Raw genomic sequence first — 22,595 nt, forward strand, 5'->3', positions numbered from 1 at the left:
ATAGGTTCGGGGTGGAAGCATAGCGATATGTGGAGCTGACGAATACTAATCGATCGAAGACTTAATCAATTTCAAGTTTTGATTGGTCGAATTGAAATTTACTTACTATCTAGTTTTGAATGTATAAACATTCCATTGTCTGGCGACAATGGCAAAGAGGTCACACCTGTTCCCATGCCGAACACAGAAGTTAAGCTCTTTAGCGCCGATGGTAGTCGGACTTACGTTCCGCAAGAGTAGGACGTTGCCAGGCAAACATGAGATCCTGTAAAGGGTCTCTTTTTTTATGCCTATATATAATGATATACATAAATAAATCGCCCGCTCTGTACTTAATGGTACACAGAGTGGACGATTTGTTTATGAAGTAATAGATGAGTGTTGTTTTTCTACATAAATAGAAATCAATAAAAACATCAAACCGATTAGCGTAAGCAAAGGTGCAATTAAGCTTAATGAGGCTACAGGTAAGTGTGTGATAACTAAACCACCTACAAAAGCACCTAACGCATTGCCTAAGTTGAAGGCAGATTGATTCAATGTACTGGCTAACGTAGGTGCATCTTGTGAAATCAATGTGCTTTTATATTGAAGAGAGGGACTCATACTAAATCCGATAACTCCAAATAAAAAGACGCCGAGTACCATCACAAGTCCATTGAACTGCATGAAATACAGAATCCCAAAATAGAGGATGAAGACTGTAAAAATTAATTGTAACGCCTTATTCAAATTCCAATCGGCAAGTTTACCACCGATTAAGTTACCAAGCGTGACACCAACACCAAAGATAATCAACATAAAGGAAATAAGATTTTCTTTAATATGTGTGACATCTATTAATATTGATGAAATGTAAGTAAAATACGCAAAGACACTGCTGAAACCAAATAAGGTTACTGCGAGCGTCAACCATAAACGCTTTTCTTTTAAGATCTTTAATTCGTCTAATACAGATGATGCTTGACGTTCTTTTTGATTAGGAACAAAAATCATAATACCAATCAACGCTAATATTCCGATAATAGCTATAATCACAAAGGTCATTGCCCATCCGAATTGTTGACCGATTAATGTCCCAAAAGGTACACCTAAAATATTGCTTAAGGATAGTCCCATAAACATCAATGCCATGGCACTTGCGCGATATTGCGGTTGTACCATACTTGCGGCTAAAATAGATCCAATCCCAAAGAATGAACCGTGCGCAAGTGAAGTGATAATTCTAGCTGTCATCATGAAGCCGTAACTTGTGCTGAATGATGAAGCTAAGTTACCGATAATGAAAATAGCCATTAATAGCATTAATAAATATTTTCGATTAAGTTTAATGGTAATCATAACCAAAATAGGTCCGCCAATTGCGACACCTAAGGCATAGCCTGTAATTAATTGACCAGCTTGACTGACCGTCACATGGAAATCACGTGCGATGTTGGGTAATAAGCCCATGATGACAAATTCTGTCATTCCAATCGCAAATGCGCCGATCGCAAGCATCCATATCGCAATAGGATATTTCTTCAAAATGACACCTCCGAAAATTCGCAAATATGGACTCGATTATACGTGAATCTTTAAATGGCGTCAATGTGTTTCGTGATGTCGTTTAAAAGAAGGTAAATAATAAAGGTGACATGATTAAAGTTGATATGACATCACGTGTTGGGGGCCTGCAGGACCCTCTAATACACGTTGAGTATCGATATAACCAAGTTTTTGATAGACATGAATAGCTTTAGGATTTTTAAAATTAACTGAAAGTACGATTTCATTTGTATTTGGAAAATGTGTATGCACATAGTCAGGTAATTGTGCCAAAGCTGCTTGTGCTAGGCCTTGCCCTTGCATACGTTCTGTAATAGAGAATGATTTTACTAATACAGCATTAGGATTTTGAGCTAAGTCTCTGCCTTCATCATTTTGATTCAACCTCATAAAACCAACTGGGTGTTGTTGATGTAAAATAACGACAGGATATTCTCCAGGCGCTAAATCTTCGAGAGCCGCAAAGGGTAATAGCGCAAAAGCACTTTCTGCTTCAGCAATAGTAAATTTCTCAAGTTCCTGGTCATACTTAGAGTCATATGGGACTAATTGAACATCAGACATATTGTTTTCTCCTTTAAGTCATTTTGTCAGTGTTTGAATCAACACACTAGTATGTGCTTCTAATTCATTATCTGGTATACCCCCGAAACCGATAATAAATTTCGGTGCAGTGATATCATAATTTTCTTTCTTCATATAATTGATTAACGGGATGAGTTTGACATGGTTTTGTTTCGCTCGTTGTAATACCTCATCTAAATGCATACCGTTTTGAACCGTTAATGTAAAATGCATACCCGTTGTTGCGCCTTCAATCATCAGCTGATTTTGATAGGGCTTTAAAGCATCTAAGATATAAGTCAGTTTATGACGATAGACTTTACGCATTTTGTTCAAATGGCGATCAAATGAACCATTCTCCATAAATTGTGCGACTGTATACTGCATAGGAGCAGGGACTGTATTCCCTTCTTTGTTAGGTAAATCATGATAATTTTTCATCAGTGCTTTCGGCAGCACCATAAACGCAATACGACAACTTGGAAATAATGATTTAGAAAAGGTACTGATATAAATAACCTTTCCTGTCTTGTCTAAACTTTGAAGTGCAGGAATCGGTTTACTGAAATAACGAAATTCTGAATCATAATCGTCTTCAATAATAAAACGGTCTTTATGTTGCTGGGCCCAGTTGATGAGTTGCGTACGTGTCTTTAAGTTCATCACATAGCCAGTTGGGAATTGATGAGATGGTGTCACATATACCACTTGACGATTGGAATTGAAGACTTGAGACATCTCAATACCTTTTTTAGTGACAGGTACTTGTTTATAATTTAATTCCTTTTTATCCAACACTTGTTTAATAGGTGGATAGCTTGGATATTCGATGATGTAAGAACGGTCAGTGAGTATATCTGTTACTTGGTTGATTAATTGTTCTGTAGAAGAACCGATAATAATTTGTTCAGGATGACAATTCACACCACGGCTATTAAAGAGGTAGTGTGCAATGGCTTGTCGTAGTCTGAATTCACCTTGTTGATCTCCGGGTTGTAAAATATCTGGCATAGATTCGTCAAAGACATCACGTGCGTATTTACGAAATTGTTGCCACGGAAAGTGTTCTGTATCAATACGTGCTAAATCAAAGTGATAGCGAGTAGTTGTTTCTTTTTGAGTTTGATGCGTGACTGTTGTTGGAGATTCTTTTGTGACTACTGGCAGTGATTCAATATCTGATACATAATAGCCTGAACGTGGCTTCGAATAGATATAGCCTTCGTCTAATAAGTATTGGTAAGCATGTTCAATCGTTGTATTACTGAGCGAATGATGTTCAGCAAGTCGGCGTTTAGAAGGAAAACGGTCGCCAGATTGATACTGGCCTTCAATAATTTGTTCCTTCAACTTTTGATAAAGCTGCATATATAAAGGTTGTTTCATTCAACTGGCCTCCTAATATTTATCGAAATTGGTCCTTTAACACTATCAGTTTATCCTTTACACTGGATTTAATCAATGAGAAAAGGGGTATTTAGAATGTCTAAAATTGTAGGCTCAGATCGAGTAAAACGTGGAATGGCTGAAATGCAAAAAGGCGGCGTAATCATGGACGTTGTCAATGCAGAACAAGCTAAAATTGCAGAAGAAGCAGGCGCAGTAGCAGTTATGGCGCTTGAACGTGTACCATCAGATATCAGAGCAGCTGGCGGTGTTGCGCGTGCATGTAATCCTAAAATTGTTCAAGAAGTAATGGATGCTGTTTCAATTCCAGTTATGGCTAAATGCCGTATCGGACATATCACAGAAGCACGTGTGTTAGAAGCGATGGGTGTAGACTACATCGATGAATCAGAAGTATTAACACCTGCTGATGAAGAATATCATTTATTAAAAAGCGACTACACTGTACCATTCGTATGCGGTTGCCGTAACTTAGGCGAAGCAGCACGTCGTATCGGTGAAGGTGCAGCAATGTTACGTACAAAAGGTGAACCAGGTACTGGTAACATCGTTGAAGCAGTACGTCATATGCGTCAAGTGAATTCAGAAGTGGCTAAATTAACAGTTATGCCAGATGATGAAATCATGACATTCGCAAAAGAAATCGGCGCACCATACGAAGTGTTAAAATCAATCAAAGACAACGGTCGTTTACCAGTAGTTAACTTTGCGGCAGGCGGTGTTGCGACACCTCAAGACGCAGCGTTAATGATGCAATTAGGTGCTGACGGTGTATTCGTAGGTTCAGGTATCTTCAAATCAGAAGACCCTGAAAAATTCGCAAAAGCAATTGTTCAAGCAACAACACACTACACTGATTACGAATTAATCGGTAAATTAGCTCAAGAGCTTGGTGAAGCAATGAGAGGCTTAGATGTAAATCAACTTTCATTAGAAGAACGTATGCAAGAGCGTGGCTGGTAAGATGAAAATCGGAGTCCTCGCACTACAAGGCGCAGTACGTGAACATTTGCGCCACATTGAGCTTAGCGGTCACGAAGGTGTCGCAATCAAGCGTGTTGAACAATTAGAAGAAATCGACGGCTTAATTTTACCAGGCGGAGAATCAACGACATTACGTCGTTTGATGAATCTGTATGGATTTAAAGAAGCGTTAGTCAACTCAGATTTACCGATGTTCGGTACATGTGCTGGATTGATTGTCTTAGCACAAGACATCGTCGGTGAAGAAGGTTATTTAAAGAAATTAGATATCACTGTAGAGCGTAATTCATTTGGGCGACAAGTGGACAGCTTTGAGTCTGAATTAGATATTAAAGGTATCGCAGAGGATATTGAAGCGGTCTTTATCAGAGCGCCGCATATTGAAAAAGTAAACAGTGACAATGTAGAAGTATTAAGTACAGTCGGCGACAAAATTGTCGCAGTCAAAGAAGGTAATTATTTAGGTGTTTCTTTCCATCCGGAATTAACAGATGATTACCGTGTAACGCAGTACTTTATTGAACATATTGTTGCTGAAAGTAAAAAAGCGAATGTATAAGCATTCAAAAAACGAGCAGCCATAACGGTTGCTCGTTTTTTTAGTTCGAATATTTTTCTAAGTATATTAATCCTTCATGATCAGGCGTACTGTTTTGATTGATATAATCATAGCCACGCTTTCTATAGAATTGTACTGCTGTTATTGAAGCAGGGATAATGAGACGTTTTGCGCGATGATAATAATAGTCATCTTCTAAAGTATCCATAATCAGTTTACCTATACCTAATTTTTGATAATCAGGAGAAACAAAAATAGAAAAGAAGCATGATTCTGTTTCACTGCCGTAGTAAGGACCAATCGCACCTGTCGCAATCAATTGGTCATTCAACTTAAAGACATAAAAACTAGTTTTTTCTGCTTTATATTGAATACTTTCTGGTGTAGTCTCTGCTACATAACTTTCGATATCTTTTTGCGGTTCGTCTTTGATGTTGGTCGTTCTGAGTGTATGACATATTAAATCTACAACCGCTTGTGTATCTGATGCTTGAAATTTACTAATTTGTATCGTATTTAAGTCCATAGTTTCACCTACTTTATTTATTTAGGAAACAGACATTCAAATTCTTCACAGACCATGATTTGATTTTCATTAAAAGTTTGATTAATGCTTGCATATTGAGGGATAAAAAGTCGCGATGGACGTTTCTCCAATATGTTAAGGTTCGAGAACCTCCATAATTAAGTGTTACTTTACACGAAAGCGTTTTGAAATGCAATATGAAAAAAACGACTCCCTGATTGAGGAAGCCGTTTTAAATATGATTTACATGAATAGACCTGCGATAGAAGCAGAGATGAATGAAACAAGTGTTGCACCGAATAGTAATTTAAGTCCGAAACGTGCAACCAAGTCACCTTTTTCATCATTTAATGATTTGATGGCACCAGAAATGATACCGATTGAACTGAAGTTTGCGAATGATACTAAGAAGACAGAAGTAATACCGATTGCACGTTCTGATAAACCATGCATTTTACCTAAGTCTAACATCGCAACGAATTCGTTTGATAATAATTTTGTAGCCATTAATGAACCTGCTTTAACTGCGTCATCCCAAGGGATACCTGTTAGGAATGCGAATGGCGCAAAGACAAATCCGATTAATGTTTGGAAGTCCCATTTAATTGAACCGCCTGATACAGCTGTAAAGATACCGCTGACAAGGCCATTAAGTAAAGCGATAATTGCGATATAACCAATTAACATTGCCCCTACAATGACCGCAACTTTAAATCCATCTAAAATGTATTCGCCTAACATTTCGAAGAAAGATTGTTTTTGTCCTGTTTCTTCCACTAATAATTTGTCGTCTTTTTCATCAACTGTATATGGATTGATAATTGAAGCAATAATAAATCCGCCGAATAAGTTTAGTACGATCGCTGTTACGACATATTTAGGATCTAACAGTGTGAAGTAAGCACCGATGATTGAAGCGGATACCGTCGACATTGCTGAAGCTGTTAATGTATATAAACGGTGCTTCGGAATATGTGGTAATTGTTTCTTCAATGAAATGAATACTTCTGATTGTCCTAAAATGGCAGCTGCCACTGCGTTATATGATTCTAAACGACCCATGCCGTTGATTTTAGAGATCAAGAAACCTAAACCATTAATAATCATTGGTAAAATCTTAGTGTATTGTAAGATACCGATAATAGCTGAAATGAAGACAATCGGTAATAATACACTGAAGAAGAATGGCGGTTGATCTGGATCTACATATTTAAAGCCTCCAAATACAAAGTTAACCCCTTCAGCAGCTTTCGCTAGCAAATAAGAGAAGCCTTTCGCAATGCCGCCGATGACTGTGATTCCTGCATTCGTTTTTAAGAGAACAAATGCGAAGATTAACTGAATCACAAGCAAGATACCGACATAATGCCATTTAACATTTTTCTTGTCTGAACTAGCAACAAGTGCGAGAGCTAAGAAGAAGACAATCCCTATTAAAGCAATAAGTATATGCATGTTATTTCTCATCCTTTTATTTTTTATTTCATCCAATATCATACAGGAAAATAGCGCTTACGAACATCCTATTTTTGACGATGTCGTAAATTTTTTAAATCATATTGGTTGAAAAAGGTCAAAGTTGGTCATATAATATAGTCAAAGAAGGTCAAAAAAGGGGTGATATCCATGCATAATATGTCCGACATCATAGAACAGTACATTAAGCACTTATTTGAAGAATCAAATAAAGATGTTGTTGAGATACAAAGAGCGAATATTGCTCAACGTTTTGACTGTGTGCCTTCTCAACTTAATTATGTAATTAAGACAAGATTCACCAATGAACACGGTTATGAAATCGAAAGTAAACGCGGTGGTGGAGGTTATATACGAATCACTAAGGTTGAAACCAAGGATACGAAAGGTTATATTGATCACCTCTTACAAATCATCGGCGATTCAATCTCTCAACAACAAGCTCATTATGTGATCGAAGGATTGCTTGATAATCAATATATAACATTACGCGAAGCAAAAATGATGCTTGCAGTGGTAGATAGAGATACGTTAAGAATGGATGTTGCTGCAAGGGACATTGTCCGCGCTAACATATTGAAACAGCTATTGCCGGTCATTAATTACTATTAATAGTTAGGAGGCTGCACATGGCTGACACATTTGCACATGGAACAAAAACAAACGCACTTAAGTCACAAGAACACAACAGAATTAAAGCACAAAGTAATGAAGAGGAACCTACATGGCAGAACAATCAAGATGACATGGAAGGCTCTTTTGTTATAAAACAAATACTTCAACATTTGGCGTCTAAGCATGGTATTCAATTAGAAGACTTAAGCGTCAGAGAAGAGAAGAAGTGTCCTACTTGCCATATGACAATGAAAGATATTGCGTATAAAGGGAAGTTTGGGTGTGCACAATGTTACACTACCTTTAAAGAGGATATTGTAGATATTGTCAGACGTGTGCAAGGCGGACAATTTGAACATGTCGGTAAAACGCCTGTCTCCTCTCAGCACAAACTCGCATTAAAGAAAAAAATAGAAGCTAAAAATAAATATTTACAAGAATTAATAGAACAACAAGCGTTTGAAGAAGCGGCTGTCGTTCGTGATGAAATTAACGCACTAAAAGAAGAAAGCGAGGGATAACACATGAGCGAACATTCAATGTACATGAGTAGTTGGATGCAGCAGAATGAAACGACGCCAGTCGTAATGTCCTCACGTATACGACTTGCGAGAAACTTAAGCAATCATGTTCATCCCTTAATGTTTACTTCTGATGTAGAAGGACAAAAAGTCATCAACGAAGTTCAAGATGCACTGCCGGATTTGAAAGTATTGAATTTGCAGACCATTACGCATACAGATAAATTAAAGTTAGTCGCAAAGCATCTGATCAGTAAAGAACTGATTGAACAGCCGGCTTCAGCAGTATTGTTGAATGATGATGAATCATTAAGCATAATGGTAAATGAAGAGGATCATATTAGAATTCAAACCATGAGTTCAGATATGGATTTAGAAGCACTTTATCAAGAAGCTTCAGAAATAGATGACCAATTAGATAGAGCGCTTGATATCAGTTTTGATGAAGATTTAGGCTATTTAACAACGTGCCCGACAAATATCGGTACAGGTATGCGTGCAAGCGTGATGTTGCACCTGCCAGGACTTTCTATCATGAAACGTATGAATCGCATAGCTCAAACTATCAATCGTTTCGGCTTTACGATTCGCGGTATTTTCGGAGAAGGTTCTCAAGTTTATGGTCATATCTATCAAGTTTCAAACCAATTAACCTTGGGAAGAACTGAGGAACAGATTATTGAAACGTTAACTGAAATCGTCCAGCAGATTATTGCGGAGGAAATGCAGATTCGCAAACAACTTGATTATCATAACTTAGTTGAGATGCAAGATCGTATTTACCGCTCGCTTGGTTTATTACGATACAGTCGTATTATGTCTATGGAAGAAGCATCAACAAGACTCAGTGAAGTCAAACTAGGTATTGATTTGGGCTATATTGATTTACCAGAATTCAACTTCAATCAAATGATGGTAGCTATCCAATCTCCATTCTTGATTGATGAAGCACAACAAGTATCAATTAAAGAACAAAGAGCAAATATTATTAGAGAACATATAAAATAGGAGGTTTTGCTATGTTATTCGGTAGATTAACAGAACGTGCACAACGTGTCTTAGCACATGCACAAGAAGAAGCGATTCGTTTGAATCACTCAAATATCGGAACTGAACACTTATTGCTTGGTTTAATGAAAGAACCAGAAGGTATTGCCGCAAAAGTATTAGAAAGTTTCGGTATCACAGAAGACATTGTTGTTACAGAAGTAGAAAAATTAATCGGTCAAGGTCAAGAACACATCGGCACATTGCACTATACACCGAGAGCGAAAAAAGTGATTGAACTATCAATGGATGAAGCACGTAAATTACACCATAATTTCGTAGGTACAGAACACATCTTACTTGGTTTAATCCGTGAAAATGAAGGTGTAGCTGCACGTGTATTCGCAAACTTAGATTTAAATATCACTAAAGCGCGTGCTCAAGTTGTCAAAGCACTTGGCAGCCCTGAAATGAGTAATAAAAATGCACAAACTGCAAAATCTAATAACACACCGACACTTGATGGTTTAGCACGTGACTTAACAGTCATTGCTAAAGACGGCACATTAGACCCAGTTGTCGGCCGTGATAAAGAAATCACACGCGTGATTGAAGTATTAAGTCGTCGTACTAAAAACAACCCAGTATTAATCGGTGAACCGGGTGTAGGTAAAACAGCAATTGCTGAAGGCTTAGCACAAGCCATTGTAAATAATGAAGTACCTGAGACATTAAAAGGTAAACGCGTGATGTCTCTAGACATGGGTACTGTTGTTGCCGGTACAAAATACCGTGGTGAATTCGAAGAAAGACTGAAAAAAGTCATGGAAGAAATTCATCAAGCAGGTAACGTTATCTTATTCATCGACGAATTGCACACATTAATCGGTGCAGGCGGTGCTGAAGGTGCCATTGACGCATCTAACATCTTAAAACCAGCACTTGCACGTGGTGAATTACAAGCTATCGGTGCAACAACACTAGATGAATACCGTAAACACATTGAAAAAGATGCAGCTTTAGAACGTCGTTTCCAACCTGTACAAGTGGATGAACCGACAGTTGAAGATACTATCTTAATCCTAAAAGGATTACGTGATCGTTATGAAGCGCATCACCGTATTAATATCTCTGATGAAGCGGTTGAAGCAGCAGCACGTTTAAGTGACCGTTATGTTTCAGATCGTTTCTTACCAGACAAAGCAATCGACTTAATCGATGAAGCAAGTTCAAAAGTAAGATTGAAAAGTCATACGACTCCTTCAAACTTAAAAGAAATTGAACAAGAAATCGAAAAAGTGAAAAACGAAAAAGATGCGGCTGTACATTCACAAGAATTCGAAAACGCTGCAAACCTTCGTGATAAACAAACAAAATTAGAAAAACAATATGAAGAAGCGAAAAATGAATGGAAAAACAAACAAGGCGGCGCAAACACATCATTAACTGAAAATGATATTGCTGAAGTGATTGCAGGCTGGACTGGTATTCCATTAACACGCTTAAATGAAACAGAATCAGAACGTCTGTTGAACTTAGAAGACACATTGCATAAACGTGTCATCGGTCAAAAAGATGCAGTGACATCTATCAGTAAAGCGGTACGTCGTGCACGTGCAGGCTTGAAAGACCCTAAACGTCCAATCGGAAGCTTTATCTTCTTAGGACCAACAGGTGTAGGTAAAACGGAATTGGCACGTGCGTTAGCTGAATCAATGTTCGGCGATGAAGATGCGATGATTCGTGTAGACATGAGTGAGTTCATGGAAAAACACGCAGTGAGCCGTTTAGTCGGAGCGCCTCCAGGCTATGTAGGTCATGATGACGGTGGTCAATTGACTGAAAAAGTAAGACGTAAACCTTACTCAGTTATCCTATTCGACGAAGTAGAAAAAGCACATCCTGATGTTTTCAACATCATGTTGCAAGTCTTAGATGATGGTTTCTTAACTGATACAAAAGGACGTCGTGTAGACTTCCGTAATACAGTGATTATCATGACTTCAAACGTCGGTGCACAAGAATTACAAGACCAACGCTTCGCTGGTTTTGGTGGCGGCAAAGACGAAGGTGCAGACTACGAAACAATTCGCAGTACAATGATGAAAGAATTGAAAAATGCATTCCGTCCTGAATTCTTAAACCGTGTCGATGACATTATTGTCTTCCACAAATTGGATAAAGCTGAATTGAAAGAAATCGTAACGAAAATGGTCCGCAACCTTACTGATCGTTTATCTGAACAAGATATTAATATCGAAGTGACAGAAGCTGCGAAAGAAAAAATTGCAGAAGAAGGTTACGATCCGCAATATGGTGCTCGTCCACTTATCAGAGCAATCCAAAAAACAGTTGAAGATAACTTAAGTGAGTTAATCTTAGACGGTAACCAATTAGAAGGTAAAGACGTAGTCGTAGACCACAATGGTGATAAATTCGAATACAAAATCAATGATCGCCAAACAAAAGAAACCGAAGAAACAAAAACTAAAGCGTAATCAACGTAATTGTTAAATTAGATTAATAGATAAAGACTCCTTTTTAAGCAGTATTCATCACATAGCTGCTTAAAAGGAGTCTTTTTATATGTTGTGATTTTGATAGTTTAAAGAGAATATAATATGTAATTTTAAAGAATTTTGGTATGATGTGGTTAAAGATAAGAGTCAGATGATTGTGTGAAACGTGTTTTCAGGTTTAGAATAAGAAAGAATCAATGATAGCTTTTAAACCCTAGAGGGTGTAAAATAGATATGTTTTTCACGAAAAAATAGGTGGTGTAAATTTGGCAAAAAAGAAAGTGACATTTGAATGTATGGCATGTGGTTATCAATCACCGAAATGGATGGGTAAATGTCCGAATTGTGGTGCTTGGAACCAAATGGAAGAAGTTATGACGCAAAAAGAAGCGCCAAGTGGCAGAGGGATGCGTACAAGAGAACAAACAGCTAAAGTAACAAAGCTAAATGATGTCCAACATGAATCTACACCGCGTATCCATACAAGTTCGAAAGAATTTGATCGCGTGTTAGGCGGCGGTATTGTCCAAGGGTCGCTCGTGTTAATCGGTGGGGACCCTGGTATTGGTAAATCAACATTATTACTTCAAATTTGTTCAGCGCTATCTCAAAATAAAAAAGTACTTTATATTACGGGTGAGGAATCACTCAATCAAACGAAGTTGCGTGCAGACCGTTTAGAAGAAGATTCTAGTCAATTAAACGTGTTTGCGGAAACAGATTTAGAAGTCATTAAAGAGGCTGTGAAACAAACACAACCAGACTTAGTGGTGGTAGACTCGATTCAAACAGTGTATCATCCAGAAATCAGTTCAGCACCGGGGTCTGTCTCACAAGTACGAGAAAGTACGCAAATTCTTATGGGGATTGCGAAACAAATGAATATCGCAACCTTTATCGTCGGCCACGTGACGAAAGAAGGACAAATTGCAGGTCCGCGTTTATTAGAACATATGGTAGATACAGTATTGTATTTCGAAGGGGACGAACACCATGCATACAGAATTTTGCGTGCAGTAAAGAACCGTTTCGGCTCAACGAATGAAATGGGTATCTTCGAAATGAAACATAGCGGTTTGAAAGGGATTAAGAACCCTTCAGAAATGTTCTTAGAAGAACGTTCAACGAATGTGGCAGGTTCTACAATCGTTCCGACAATGGAAGGCACACGTCCGTTATTAATTGAAGTTCAAGCATTAGTAACACCGACAACGTTTAATAATCCGAGACGTATGGCGACAGGCATCGACCATAACCGTTTGAATTTATTAATGGCAGTATTAGAGAAGAAAGAAAGTTACTTGCTGCAGCAACAAGATGCTTATGTCAAAGTGGCAGGCGGCGTGCGTTTAACAGAACCGGCTGTTGACTTAGCAATTATCGCAGCGGTGGCTTCTAGTTTTAAAGACCAACCTATCAACGGTATGGATTGTTTTGTCGGTGAAGTAGGTTTAACAGGAGAAGTACGACGTGTCTCACGTATTGAACAACGTGTTCAAGAAGCGGCGAAATTAGGGTTCAAACGTGTGATTATTCCTAAAACCAATATAGGAGGTTGGGACTTCCCGGATAATATTCAAGTTATCGGTGTAACGAGTGTGCATGAAGCACTGAACTTTGCATTGATGAAAAGCTGATACCACAGAGAGAAAGGAGGCTATCAGATGAATATTATAAAAACAATTGTCATCATCAGTTATATGATTTTAGGTATCAGTTTAGGGATATTGATCATACCTGATATTGCACGCGATACAGGGCTGGCAGATACTAATGTATGGCTGACAAATAAATATATTGCTGGCATCATTGGTATGGTTTTATTCTTTGTTTTATTTGGTTTGCTTATTCCTAAAATCACCAGAGCCTTGCGTAAATTAGAAGGCTTTATTATGCGACACAGCGCAATTGAAATTCTCTTTGCGGCCATTGGTTTGATTATGGGACTCTTTATTTCTGTAATGATTGCATTTATTTTAAATATTATCGGATCATCTTTATTCCTTCATGTTCTTCCTATTATCATTACAGTATTCTTGAGTTATTTAGGTTTCCAATTCGGTTTGAAGAAGCGAGATGAAATGTTAGCTTTCTTACCAGAAAAAATGGCACGTTCTGCTTCAATGAATGCTTTACGTGCGAATCCTAAAATTTTAGATACAAGTGCGGTCATTGACGGCAGAATTTTAGAGATTATCAAATGCGGCTTTTTAGATGGAGAGATTTTGATTCCACAAGGTGTAATTAATGAACTGCAAGTCGTTGCAGACTCAACAGATAGTGTTAAAAGAGAAAAAGGACAACGCGGTCTGGATATTTTAAATCAAATCCATGATACAGATCATCCTTCTCGTATTGTTCATCCGCAGAAATCTTATAATCACATCGATGCATTGTTGATTAAACTCGCGCATAAATATAAAGCAGATTTAATTACGACAGATTTTAACTTGAATAAAATTTCACGTGTACAAGGCATTAAAGTGTTGAATGTGAATGACTTATCTGAAGCGGTAAAACCTGCTGTGCGCCAAGGCGATCATATGAATTTACTAATTACTAAGATGGGTAAAGAACCTGGACAAGGTGTCGGCTATTTAGAAGACGGCACTATGGTAGTGATTGATGATGCGAAATCCTTAGTTGGCCAGCATGTCAAAATTGAAATTACCAGTATTTTACAAACATCATCTGGACGAATTGTCTTTGCGAAATTAATTCAACAGTGAGCATCCCTTGTTTCACATGGAACAGAAGGGTAATCAGAGTTGATTCGTGTAAGCAAATGGGCTTACCAAATAGGGCTTGTAATGCTACAATAAGTAAGAATGGGTACAGAACTGCCTGGCTATTTATGTCAGTCAAACAGACAGGTCTTGTCACTGCTTTTGACCGCGGTTTATCATGAATAATCAAGCACATTCTGAAGTATCGCTATCTCTGAAATATGAAGGGGTAGTTGATTTCTCGAACTTTCTTTAATCAATAATCTAAAAATACAGGAGTGAACGAAATAATGAGTGAACGCGTAAGAGTCAGATATGCACCAAGTCCAACTGGTTATTTGCATATCGGAAACGCTAGAACAGCACTATTCAACTATTTATTTGCTAAACACTATGATGGGGACTTTATCGTACGTATTGAGGATACGGATAAGAAACGTAACCTAGAAGACGGCGAATCTTCTCAATTCAGCAACTTGAAATGGTTAGGTCTTGATTGGGATGAATCTGTAGATAAAGACGGAGGTTATGGTCCGTATCGTCAATCTGAACGTGGCAAATTCTATAATCCTTTAGTAGAACAATTATTAGCAGAAGATAAAGCGTATAAATGTTATATGACTGAAGAAGAATTAGAAGCAGAACGTGAAGGCCAAATTGCACGTGGTGAAACACCTCGTTATGGTGGTAAACACGCACACTTAACAAAAGAAGAACAAGAAGCGTTTGAAGCAGAAGGACGTAAACCTTCAATTCGTTTCCGTGTGCCTAAAGGCAAAGTATACAAATTTGATGACATGGTTAAAGGTGAAGTGTCATTCGAATCTGATAACATCGGCGACTGGGTTATTGTGAAAAAAGACGGTGTACCGACTTATAACTTTGCGGTAGCTGCAGATGACCATTATATGGAAATCTCAGATGTTATCCGTGGTGATGACCATGTATCTAATACACCAAAACAATTAATGATTTATGAAGCATTCGGTTGGGAACCACCACGTTTTGGTCATATTTCATTAATCGTTAACGAACAACGTAAAAAATTAAGTAAACGTGATGGTCAAATCTTACAATTCATCGAGCAATACCGTGACTTAGGTTACTTGCCTGAAGCATTGTTCAACTTCATCACATTACTTGGCTGGTCACCAGAAGGTGAAGAAGAAATCTTCTCTAAAGAAGAATTCATTAAATTATTCGATGAAAATCGTTTACAAAAATCACCAGCGTTCTTCGATAAGAAAAAATTAGCTTGGGTAAACAACCAATATATGAAACAAAAAGACTCAGAAACTGTCTTTGAATTAGCGTTACCTCACTTAATCAATGCAGGTTTGATTCCAGAATCACCTTCAGAAGAAGACTTAGACTGGGGTCGCAAATTAATTGGTTTATATCAAAAAGAAATGAGTTATGCTGGTGAAATCGTACCACTTTCTGAAATCTTCTTCAGAGATGAAGTTGCATTAAATGAAGAAGAACAAGAAGTCATCAATGGTGAACAAGTACCAGAATTGATGGAGCATTTATATGGCAAACTAGAAGAATTAGAACCATTTGAAGCGGCTGAAATTAAGAAAACAATTAAAGCTGTTCAAAAAGAAACAGGTATCAAAGGTAAACAATTATTTATGCCGATTCGTGTTGCGGTAACAGGCGAAATGCATGGACCGGAATTACCGAATACAATGGAAGTATTAGGTAAAGAAAAAGTATTAAAACGTTTGAAAAAATATCTATAATTTTAGTGGGTAACCTTGCTTGAATTTTCAGCATAAACCACCTATTATTAAAAGTAATTACTACTAAGGATTAGTAGGTAATGTTTCAAGCCCAGAGAGTGTGCGGTTGCTGCGAGCACATCTTGAACATTATTGAATGCACCTTGGTTCGGACAATGATAAATACGGGATTTGAGAGAGTATATGAAAATTGTTTTTTCGTATGCTGAAGAAGAGTGGAACCGTGCGAAGCACCTCTGACATTAAGTTGTTAGAGGTGCTTTCGTTATAAATAGGAGGGGAATAACTTGTTTAAAAGAATGAGAGACGATATAAAAATGGTATTCGAACAAGATCCTGCAGCTAAGACATCATTTGAGGTAGTAACAACGTATGCAGGATTGCATGCAGTATGGAATCACTTGCTTGCACATAAACTTTATAATAAAAAGCACTACGTGGCTGCACGTATTATTTCACAAATATCACGCTTTTTCACTGGTATTGAAATTCATCCAGGAGCTAAAATCGGCAAGCGTTTATTTATCGATCACGGCATGGGTGTGGTGATTGGTGAAACTTGTACGATTGGTGATAACGTTACAATTTATCAAGGTGTCACTCTTGGCGGTACTGGCAAAGAAAAAGGCAAACGTCACCCTGACATTGGCGATAATGTCTTAATTGCGGCAGGCTCAAAGATTTTAGGTAATATCAAAGTAGACTCTAATGTCAATATCGGGGCGAACTCAGTTGTATTAACTGATGTACCAAGCTATTCAACGGTTGTCGGTATTCCTGGCCATATTGTAAAACAACATGGTAAACGTATCGGTAAAAACTTTGATCATCTCAACTTACCGGACCCGATTTACGAACAAATGAAACAATTAGAAAAGCAACTAGAGCAAGTGAAGAATGGAGAGATTCAAGATGATTACATTATATAATACATTGACGAGACAAAAAGAACCGTTTAAGCCGATAGAAGAAGGCAAAGTTAAGATGTATGTCTGCGGTCCAACGGTTTATAACTATATTCATATCGGTAATGCACGTCCGGCTATCAACTATGATGTTGTACGTCGTTACTTTGAATATAAAGGTTATGATGTCAATTATGTATCTAACTTTACAGACGTGGACGATAAATTAATCAAACGTTCAAAAGAATTGAACGAAAGTGTTCAAGAAATTGCTGACCGTTATATTCAAGCTTTCTATGAAGATACAGGTGCATTGAATGTTAGAAAAGCCACATCTAACCCACGTGTGATGAATCACATGGATGATATTATTGCGTTTATCCAAAACCTAGTGGATCAAGGTTATGCTTATGAAAGTGAAGGCGATGTTTACTTCAGAACACGTAAGTTCGAAGGTTATGGTAAATTAAGTCATCAATCTATCGATGATTTAAAAGTCGGTGCGCGTATCGAATCAGGTGAACAAAAAGAAGATGCATTAGATTTCACATTATGGAAAAAGGCGAAACCTGGAGAAATTAGTTGGGACAGCCCATTTGGTAAAGGTCGTCCAGGCTGGCATATTGAATGCTCTGTAATGGCATATCATGAATTAGGTGAAACGATTGATATCCACGCAGGCGGCAGCGACTTGCAGTTCCCTCACCATGAGAATGAAATTGCGCAATCTGAGGCACATAACCATGCGACATTTGCGAATTACTGGATGCATAATGGTTTCATTAATATCAATAATGAAAAAATGAGTAAGTCATTAGGAAACTTCGTACTCGTACATGACATTATTAAAGAAGTAGACCCTGATGTATTACGTTTCTTTATGATTAGTGTGCATTATCGCAGTCCAATCAACTACAACATGGAATTAGTTGAATCTGCGAAAGCTGGTTTAGAACGTATCCGTAATAGTTACCAAGCAATTGAAGAAAGAGAAACGATTGCCTCAGACATTGAAGATCAATCAGACTATATCGAACAAATTGATGCGTTATTAAAACAATTTGAAACGGTTATGGATGATGATTTCAACACAGCTAATGCGATTACAACTTGGTATGATTTAGCGAAACTTGCGAATAAATATGTAATGGAAAATACAACATCTAAAAAAGTAATTGAACGCTTTAAAGAAGTGTTCCAAATCTTCAGTGATGTCTTAGGTGTACCATTAAAAGGCAAACAACATGATGAATTGTTAGATGAAGATATTGAAGCCTTAATTGAAGAACGTAATCAAGCGCGAAAAAACAAAGATTATGCACGTGCAGATGAAATTCGTGATGAATTAAAAGCACAAAATATTATCCTTGAAGATACACCGCAAGGCGTGAGATTCAAACGTGGATAATCAAGAAAATATCAAACTGCTGAACCCATTATCTTTAGCGTATATGGGGGATGCAGTTTTAGATCAATATGTCAGAACGCATATCATTTTGAAATTGCGTGCAAAACCGAATCGTCTGCATCAACAAGCCAAACGCTTTGTGTCTGCGAAAAGCCAGGCTATTACGTTAGAAAGTTTGATGCAGTCGGATTGGTTTACAGAAGAAGAATTAGAAATTGTACGCAGAGGACGTAATGCGAAAAGCCATACAAAAGCAAAAAATACTGACATTCAGACGTATCGTAAAAGCTCTGGGTTGGAAGCGGTCATTGGTTTCTTATATTTAGACCACCAATCAGACCGATTGGAATCATTGCTTGAGCGTATTGTAACTGAAGTCGAAGAAAGGGAGTGAGGATGTGGAAGATTCAGTAATTGTAGGGAGACATGCCGTAAAAGAAGCAATTACTTCTGGGCATCCCATCAACAAGATTTTGATTCAAGATGGCGTGAAAAAGCAACAACTTGACGAAATCTTAAAAAATGCAAAAAAGCAAAAATTGATTGTGCAGACCGTCCCAAAAACGAAATTAGACGGATTAGCTGAAGCGCCGCACCAAGGTGTCGCGGCATTGGTTGCACCATATGAATATGTAGAGTTAGATGATTTACTTGCGAAACTTAAAGCGCAAGACCATTTACCTACATTAATGTTACTGGATGGTTTAGAAGATCCGCATAACTTAGGTTCTATTTTAAGAACTGCAGATGCAGCAGGTGTAGATGGTGTCATTATACCGAAACGCCGCTCTGTTGCTTTAACACAAACAGTTGCTAAAGCATCTGCAGGTGCGATTCAACACATTCCGGTAACACGCGTGACAAACTTATCACAGACAATGGATAAGTTGAAAGAAGAAGGTTATTGGATTGCAGGGACTGCAGCCGACAACGCTACAGATTACCGACAAATGAGTGCGGATATGCCGCTAGCTATTGTGATTGGTAACGAAGGTCATGGTATGAGCCGACTTGTTAAAGAAAAATGTGATTTTTATATTAAGATTCCTATGGTGGGACATATCAACAGTTTAAATGCATCAGTTGCAGCGAGCTTAATGATGTATGAAATCTATCGAAAACGTCATCCGGTTGGAGAATAAGCTATGAAGCACAAGGATCGGTATTTAATCATCGACGGTTACAATATGATTGGTCATAGTCGTACGTTATCAGAACTGGCTAAAGAGAATTTAGAAGAAGCTAGAGAAAAGTTGCTGTTAGCTATCGGCAACTATAATGCGACTGTGGCAGACGATGTAATATGTGTCTTTGACGCTTATGAACAAGAAGGTAATGAAAGTGAGTTTTATTACCACGGGGTACGAACGATTTTCACGAAAGAACACGAAACAGCTGACAGTTTTATAGAGCGATTTGTCTATGGGTTATATGATAAACATACAACCCATATTGCTGTTGTTACGAGCGATATGAGTGAGCAGCACGCCATTTTCGGTACGGGTGCTTACCGTATTTCGTCTCGAGAGATGTGGCAGAACATCAAGTTGAATGAAGCGAGCGTCGAATCATCAATGAAAACGTTCAATAATAATAAACCTCGAACACGAATCCAACTCACAGATGAAGTGTTATCAGAATTTGAAAAAATCAGAAGAGGCGACCAAGAAAAATAAGGTTTCTGTACATTGCTTATTTCAATAGCATTCCGCTATGATAAGTTCACTTTTATGAAAGGATCGAACTTATCGCAATGCAGAAAACTTCCATACCTCAAGATATTGTCTCTCTTATACATCTTGCGCAAACGCATGACGATCAAGCGATGCATCAATTACTAGAAGTGTTGCAGCCGTTTATACGCAGTCGGCTGATTCATCCTTCAATTGCACCGCATGATTGTGATGACTTGATACAAGATATCTCCTTAAGAATCAGCAGAAATATTTATCATTTTAAAACGATAGAAACTATACCATTTGAACATTACTTCAATCGTTTAGTCAGTACCTCTAAATACGATTATTACAGAAGACAAAAACGATTAAGAGTACAACAAGATTGTCTTGTTCAAGAAGCAGCGTGTAGTTATCGTGTTCAATTGCCATCTGTCGAAGAACAACTCATTTTAAAAGAACGTTCGGAAATTCTGCTTAATTGTTGTAAGAAATTAAGCAAATTAGAGCGAGAAGTAGTACAATATATATTGGATGATTATTCCCCAAGTGAAACAGCACAAGCGATGGATTTAAGTGAAAAGGCAGTTTATAATGCCCTTCATCGTAGTAAAGTGAAGTTGCGTGAAATGCAGGAATTATTGGATGCATAATTGCGTTTCGTTACACTTATAGATACAACTTACAATTCACTAGACGTTTGACAATTTGAGGGTTTCTTATGTATAGTTAGTGAGTATTTAATATAGGTAAGGTGAAGGTATTATGAAGAAAGTCCCGCTTAACTGTGAAATTTGCGGCAATAGAAACTATACCGTACCAAAAAACAGCAACCTTGCAGAAAGACTCGTGTTGAAGAAGTATTGCAAAACGTGCAATGCGCATACAGTACACAAGGAATCGAAGTAATTGCTAAAGGCCAAGATGAAATTATTGATTAATTGGAGGTACGACAATGGCTGAAGATAAAAACAAAAAATCAAAAGCACCAAAAGAGAGTTTCTTCAAAGGCGTTATATCTGAGATGGAGAAAACGAGCTGGCCGACTGGTCAAGAACTCGTAAAATACACAACAATTGTAATTGTTACAGTATTATTTTTCTTAATCTTCTTCTATGCCTTAGATTTGGGAATCGGTAGATTAATAGAATTAATTAGTTAATGAGGAGTGACAGCATGTCTGAAGAAGTTGGAGCAAAGCGTTGGTATGCCGTGCATACTTACTCTGGCTATGAAAATAAAGTTAAGAAAAATTTAGAAAAACGTGTTGAATCAATGAATATGACAGAACAGATTTTCAGAGTTGTCATACCTGAAGAAGAGGAAACACAAGTTAAAGACGGTAAAGCGAAGAAAATCACGAAAAAAACTTTCCCTGGCTATGTCTTGGTAGAGTTAGTCATGACAGATGAGTCATGGTATGTAGTACGTAACACACCAGGTGTAACAGGATTTGTCGGTTCAGCAGGTGCTGGATCAAAACCTAACCCGCTGTTGCCGGATGAAGTCCGCTTTATTTTAAAACAAATGGGAATGAAAGAAAAAACAATTGATGTTGAAGTCGAAGTTGGAGAACAAGTTCGTATCAAGTCTGGCCCATTTGCCAACCAAGTCGGTGAAGTACAAGAAATCGAAGCAGATAAATTCAAGCTTACAGTATTAGTAGATATGTTTGGCAGAGAAACTCCGGTTGAAGTCGAATTTGATCAAATCGAAAAATTGTAATTCGAATAGGTGTTGATTTTACAATTTTTCAATGATATAATACTATGGTCGTCCTTTGGAAGAAGGAGGCCATTTCGTCACGAAATGTTTTAAGAGTGGGAGGGCAAAATTGAGCCCTGTGACCACATCACGATATCAAGGAGGTGCACATCGTGGCTAAAAAAGTAGAAAAAGTAGTTAAATTGCAAATTCCTGCAGGTAAAGCGAACCCAGCACCACCAGTTGGTCCAGCATTAGGTCAAGCAGGTGTGAACATTATGGGATTCTGTAAAGAATTCAACGCGAGAACACAAGAACAAGCAGGTTTAATCATTCCGGTAGAAATCAGTGTATATGAGGACCGCTCATTTACATTCATCACTAAAACTCCACCGGCTCCAGTACTACTTAAAAAAGCAGCTGGCGTTGACAAAGGTTCTGGTGAACCTAACAAAAACAAAGTTGCTACAGTAACTAAAGATCAAGTACGTGAAATCGCTGAAACTAAAATGCCTGACTTAAACGCAGCAGACATCGAAGCAGCAATGCGTATTGTTGAAGGTACTGCTCGTAGTATGGGTATCACTGTAGAATAATAGCGTAAAGATGAGCTTGCTCATCTGACGAAACGAATAACAATCAGAAACTTGAAACAAACATGGCAGATGACATTAAAGTTAATCCAATGAATAAAAATTGCGAACAGCTCACAAGGTCATCTGCTC

23 protein-coding genes, 1 rRNA gene and 1 pseudogene are annotated in these 22,595 nt (G+C 37.8%); 20 read left to right on the forward strand and 5 right to left on the reverse strand.

Annotated features, from left to right (window positions below; translation table 11 throughout):
- The first annotated feature begins 138 nt into the window (after positions 1-138).
- A 5S ribosomal RNA gene (rrf, locus tag BU038_RS02475) occupies positions 139-253 on the forward strand.
- Positions 254-360: 107 nt separating this feature from the next.
- Here the strand turns inward: rrf and BU038_RS02480 are convergent.
- The 3 genes from BU038_RS02480 to BU038_RS02490 form a co-directional block, all read right to left on the reverse strand.
- Positions 361-1,527, reverse strand: a complete 1,167-nt coding sequence (locus tag BU038_RS02480) for an MFS transporter (protein WP_241963136.1) — start codon at positions 1,525-1,527, stop codon at positions 361-363.
- Between the two features lie 114 nt (positions 1,528-1,641).
- On the reverse strand, positions 1,642-2,112 hold the full coding sequence (locus BU038_RS02485; RefSeq protein WP_107604659.1) for a GNAT family N-acetyltransferase: 471 nt from the start codon (positions 2,110-2,112) through the stop codon (positions 1,642-1,644).
- 18 nt (positions 2,113-2,130) lie between these two features.
- Positions 2,131-3,498 carry a PLP-dependent aminotransferase family protein gene (locus BU038_RS02490; protein WP_107604660.1) on the reverse strand — a complete coding sequence of 456 codons (1,368 nt, stop codon included), beginning with the start codon at positions 3,496-3,498 and terminating at the stop codon, positions 2,131-2,133.
- Positions 3,499-3,594: 96 nt separating this feature from the next.
- Here BU038_RS02490 and pdxS point away from each other — a divergent pair, with 96 nt between their 5' ends.
- Together pdxS and pdxT are read left to right on the forward strand one after the other, a co-directional pair.
- Positions 3,595-4,482, forward strand: a complete 888-nt coding sequence (pdxS, locus tag BU038_RS02495) for a pyridoxal 5'-phosphate synthase lyase subunit PdxS (protein ID WP_002481306.1) — start codon at positions 3,595-3,597, stop codon at positions 4,480-4,482.
- Between the two features lies 1 nt (position 4,483).
- Positions 4,484-5,062: a pyridoxal 5'-phosphate synthase glutaminase subunit PdxT gene (pdxT, locus tag BU038_RS02500; protein ID WP_107604661.1), complete on the forward strand. Its 579-nt coding sequence runs from the start codon at positions 4,484-4,486 to the stop codon at positions 5,060-5,062.
- 40 nt (positions 5,063-5,102) lie between these two features.
- Here the strand turns inward: pdxT and BU038_RS02505 are convergent, their stop codons facing one another.
- The gene (locus BU038_RS02505; protein WP_107604662.1) at positions 5,103-5,588 is read right to left on the reverse strand and encodes a GNAT family N-acetyltransferase; all 486 of its coding nucleotides are present in this window, start codon (positions 5,586-5,588) and stop codon (positions 5,103-5,105) included.
- Positions 5,589-5,831: 243 nt separating this feature from the next.
- Positions 5,832-7,043 (reverse strand): NupC/NupG family nucleoside CNT transporter, encoded by a 1,212-nt coding sequence (locus BU038_RS02515; protein WP_107604663.1) that lies wholly within the window; start codon positions 7,041-7,043, stop codon positions 5,832-5,834.
- Between the two features lie 171 nt (positions 7,044-7,214).
- Between BU038_RS02515 and BU038_RS02520 the strand changes: the two genes are divergently transcribed.
- From BU038_RS02520 to rplK, 17 genes and pseudogenes are all read left to right on the forward strand, one after another.
- Entirely contained in the window at positions 7,215-7,676 is a 462-nt protein-coding gene (locus BU038_RS02520) for a CtsR family transcriptional regulator (RefSeq protein WP_023016300.1), read from the forward strand.
- 119 nt (positions 7,677-7,795) lie between these two features.
- Positions 7,796-8,200: pseudogene (locus tag BU038_RS02525) on the forward strand (UvrB/UvrC motif-containing protein); the annotation flags it as partial.
- A gap of 3 nt (positions 8,201-8,203) precedes the next feature.
- Complete coding sequence (locus tag BU038_RS02530; RefSeq protein ID WP_107604665.1) at positions 8,204-9,208, forward strand: protein arginine kinase; 1,005 nt, start codon at positions 8,204-8,206, stop codon at positions 9,206-9,208.
- A gap of 11 nt (positions 9,209-9,219) precedes the next feature.
- Positions 9,220-11,685, forward strand: a complete 2,466-nt coding sequence (locus tag BU038_RS02535; protein WP_107604666.1) for an ATP-dependent Clp protease ATP-binding subunit — start codon at positions 9,220-9,222, stop codon at positions 11,683-11,685.
- 287 nt (positions 11,686-11,972) lie between these two features.
- The gene (gene radA / locus BU038_RS02540; protein ID WP_107604667.1) at positions 11,973-13,343 is read left to right on the forward strand and encodes a DNA repair protein RadA; all 1,371 of its coding nucleotides are present in this window, start codon (positions 11,973-11,975) and stop codon (positions 13,341-13,343) included.
- Between the two features lie 27 nt (positions 13,344-13,370).
- Positions 13,371-14,435, forward strand: a complete 1,065-nt coding sequence (locus tag BU038_RS02545; RefSeq protein WP_107604668.1) for a PIN/TRAM domain-containing protein — start codon at positions 13,371-13,373, stop codon at positions 14,433-14,435.
- Positions 14,436-14,722: 287 nt separating this feature from the next.
- Entirely contained in the window at positions 14,723-16,177 is a 1,455-nt protein-coding gene (gltX, locus tag BU038_RS02550; RefSeq protein WP_107604669.1) for a glutamate--tRNA ligase, read from the forward strand.
- A 299-nt stretch (positions 16,178-16,476) separates the two neighbouring features.
- The gene (gene cysE / locus BU038_RS02555) at positions 16,477-17,106 is read left to right on the forward strand and encodes a serine O-acetyltransferase (protein WP_182676027.1); all 630 of its coding nucleotides are present in this window, start codon (positions 16,477-16,479) and stop codon (positions 17,104-17,106) included.
- Positions 17,090-18,490: a cysteine--tRNA ligase gene (gene cysS / locus BU038_RS02560; protein WP_107604671.1), complete on the forward strand. Its 1,401-nt coding sequence runs from the start codon at positions 17,090-17,092 to the stop codon at positions 18,488-18,490. The genes cysE and cysS overlap by 17 nt, the downstream gene beginning before the upstream one ends.
- Positions 18,483-18,884: a Mini-ribonuclease 3 gene (locus tag BU038_RS02565; RefSeq protein ID WP_002481320.1), complete on the forward strand. Its 402-nt coding sequence runs from the start codon at positions 18,483-18,485 to the stop codon at positions 18,882-18,884. Before cysS ends, BU038_RS02565 begins: the two co-directional genes overlap by 8 nt.
- Before the next feature lie 4 nt (positions 18,885-18,888).
- Entirely contained in the window at positions 18,889-19,632 is a 744-nt protein-coding gene (gene rlmB, locus BU038_RS02570) for a 23S rRNA (guanosine(2251)-2'-O)-methyltransferase RlmB (protein ID WP_002481321.1), read from the forward strand.
- 3 nt (positions 19,633-19,635) lie between these two features.
- Entirely contained in the window at positions 19,636-20,166 is a 531-nt protein-coding gene (locus BU038_RS02575) for an NYN domain-containing protein (RefSeq protein WP_107604672.1), read from the forward strand.
- Positions 20,167-20,243: 77 nt separating this feature from the next.
- Entirely contained in the window at positions 20,244-20,819 is a 576-nt protein-coding gene (locus BU038_RS02580) for an RNA polymerase sigma factor (protein ID WP_107604673.1), read from the forward strand.
- A gap of 112 nt (positions 20,820-20,931) precedes the next feature.
- Positions 20,932-21,075 carry a 50S ribosomal protein L33 gene (gene rpmG / locus BU038_RS02585; protein WP_107604674.1) on the forward strand — a complete coding sequence of 48 codons (144 nt, stop codon included), beginning with the start codon at positions 20,932-20,934 and terminating at the stop codon, positions 21,073-21,075.
- Between the two features lie 46 nt (positions 21,076-21,121).
- Complete coding sequence (gene secE / locus BU038_RS02590; protein ID WP_023016303.1) at positions 21,122-21,328, forward strand: preprotein translocase subunit SecE; 207 nt, start codon at positions 21,122-21,124, stop codon at positions 21,326-21,328.
- A gap of 14 nt (positions 21,329-21,342) precedes the next feature.
- Positions 21,343-21,891, forward strand: coding sequence for a transcription termination/antitermination protein NusG (nusG, locus tag BU038_RS02595; protein ID WP_002481325.1), 549 nt, complete (start codon positions 21,343-21,345; stop codon positions 21,889-21,891).
- Between the two features lie 152 nt (positions 21,892-22,043).
- On the forward strand, positions 22,044-22,466 hold the full coding sequence (gene rplK / locus BU038_RS02600) for a 50S ribosomal protein L11 (protein ID WP_002481326.1): 423 nt from the start codon (positions 22,044-22,046) through the stop codon (positions 22,464-22,466).
- The last annotated feature ends 129 nt before the right edge of the window (positions 22,467-22,595 follow it).

The sequence above is a fragment of the Staphylococcus simulans genome, from assembly GCF_003043455.1.
Lineage (GTDB): Bacteria > Bacillota > Bacilli > Staphylococcales > Staphylococcaceae > Staphylococcus > Staphylococcus simulans_A.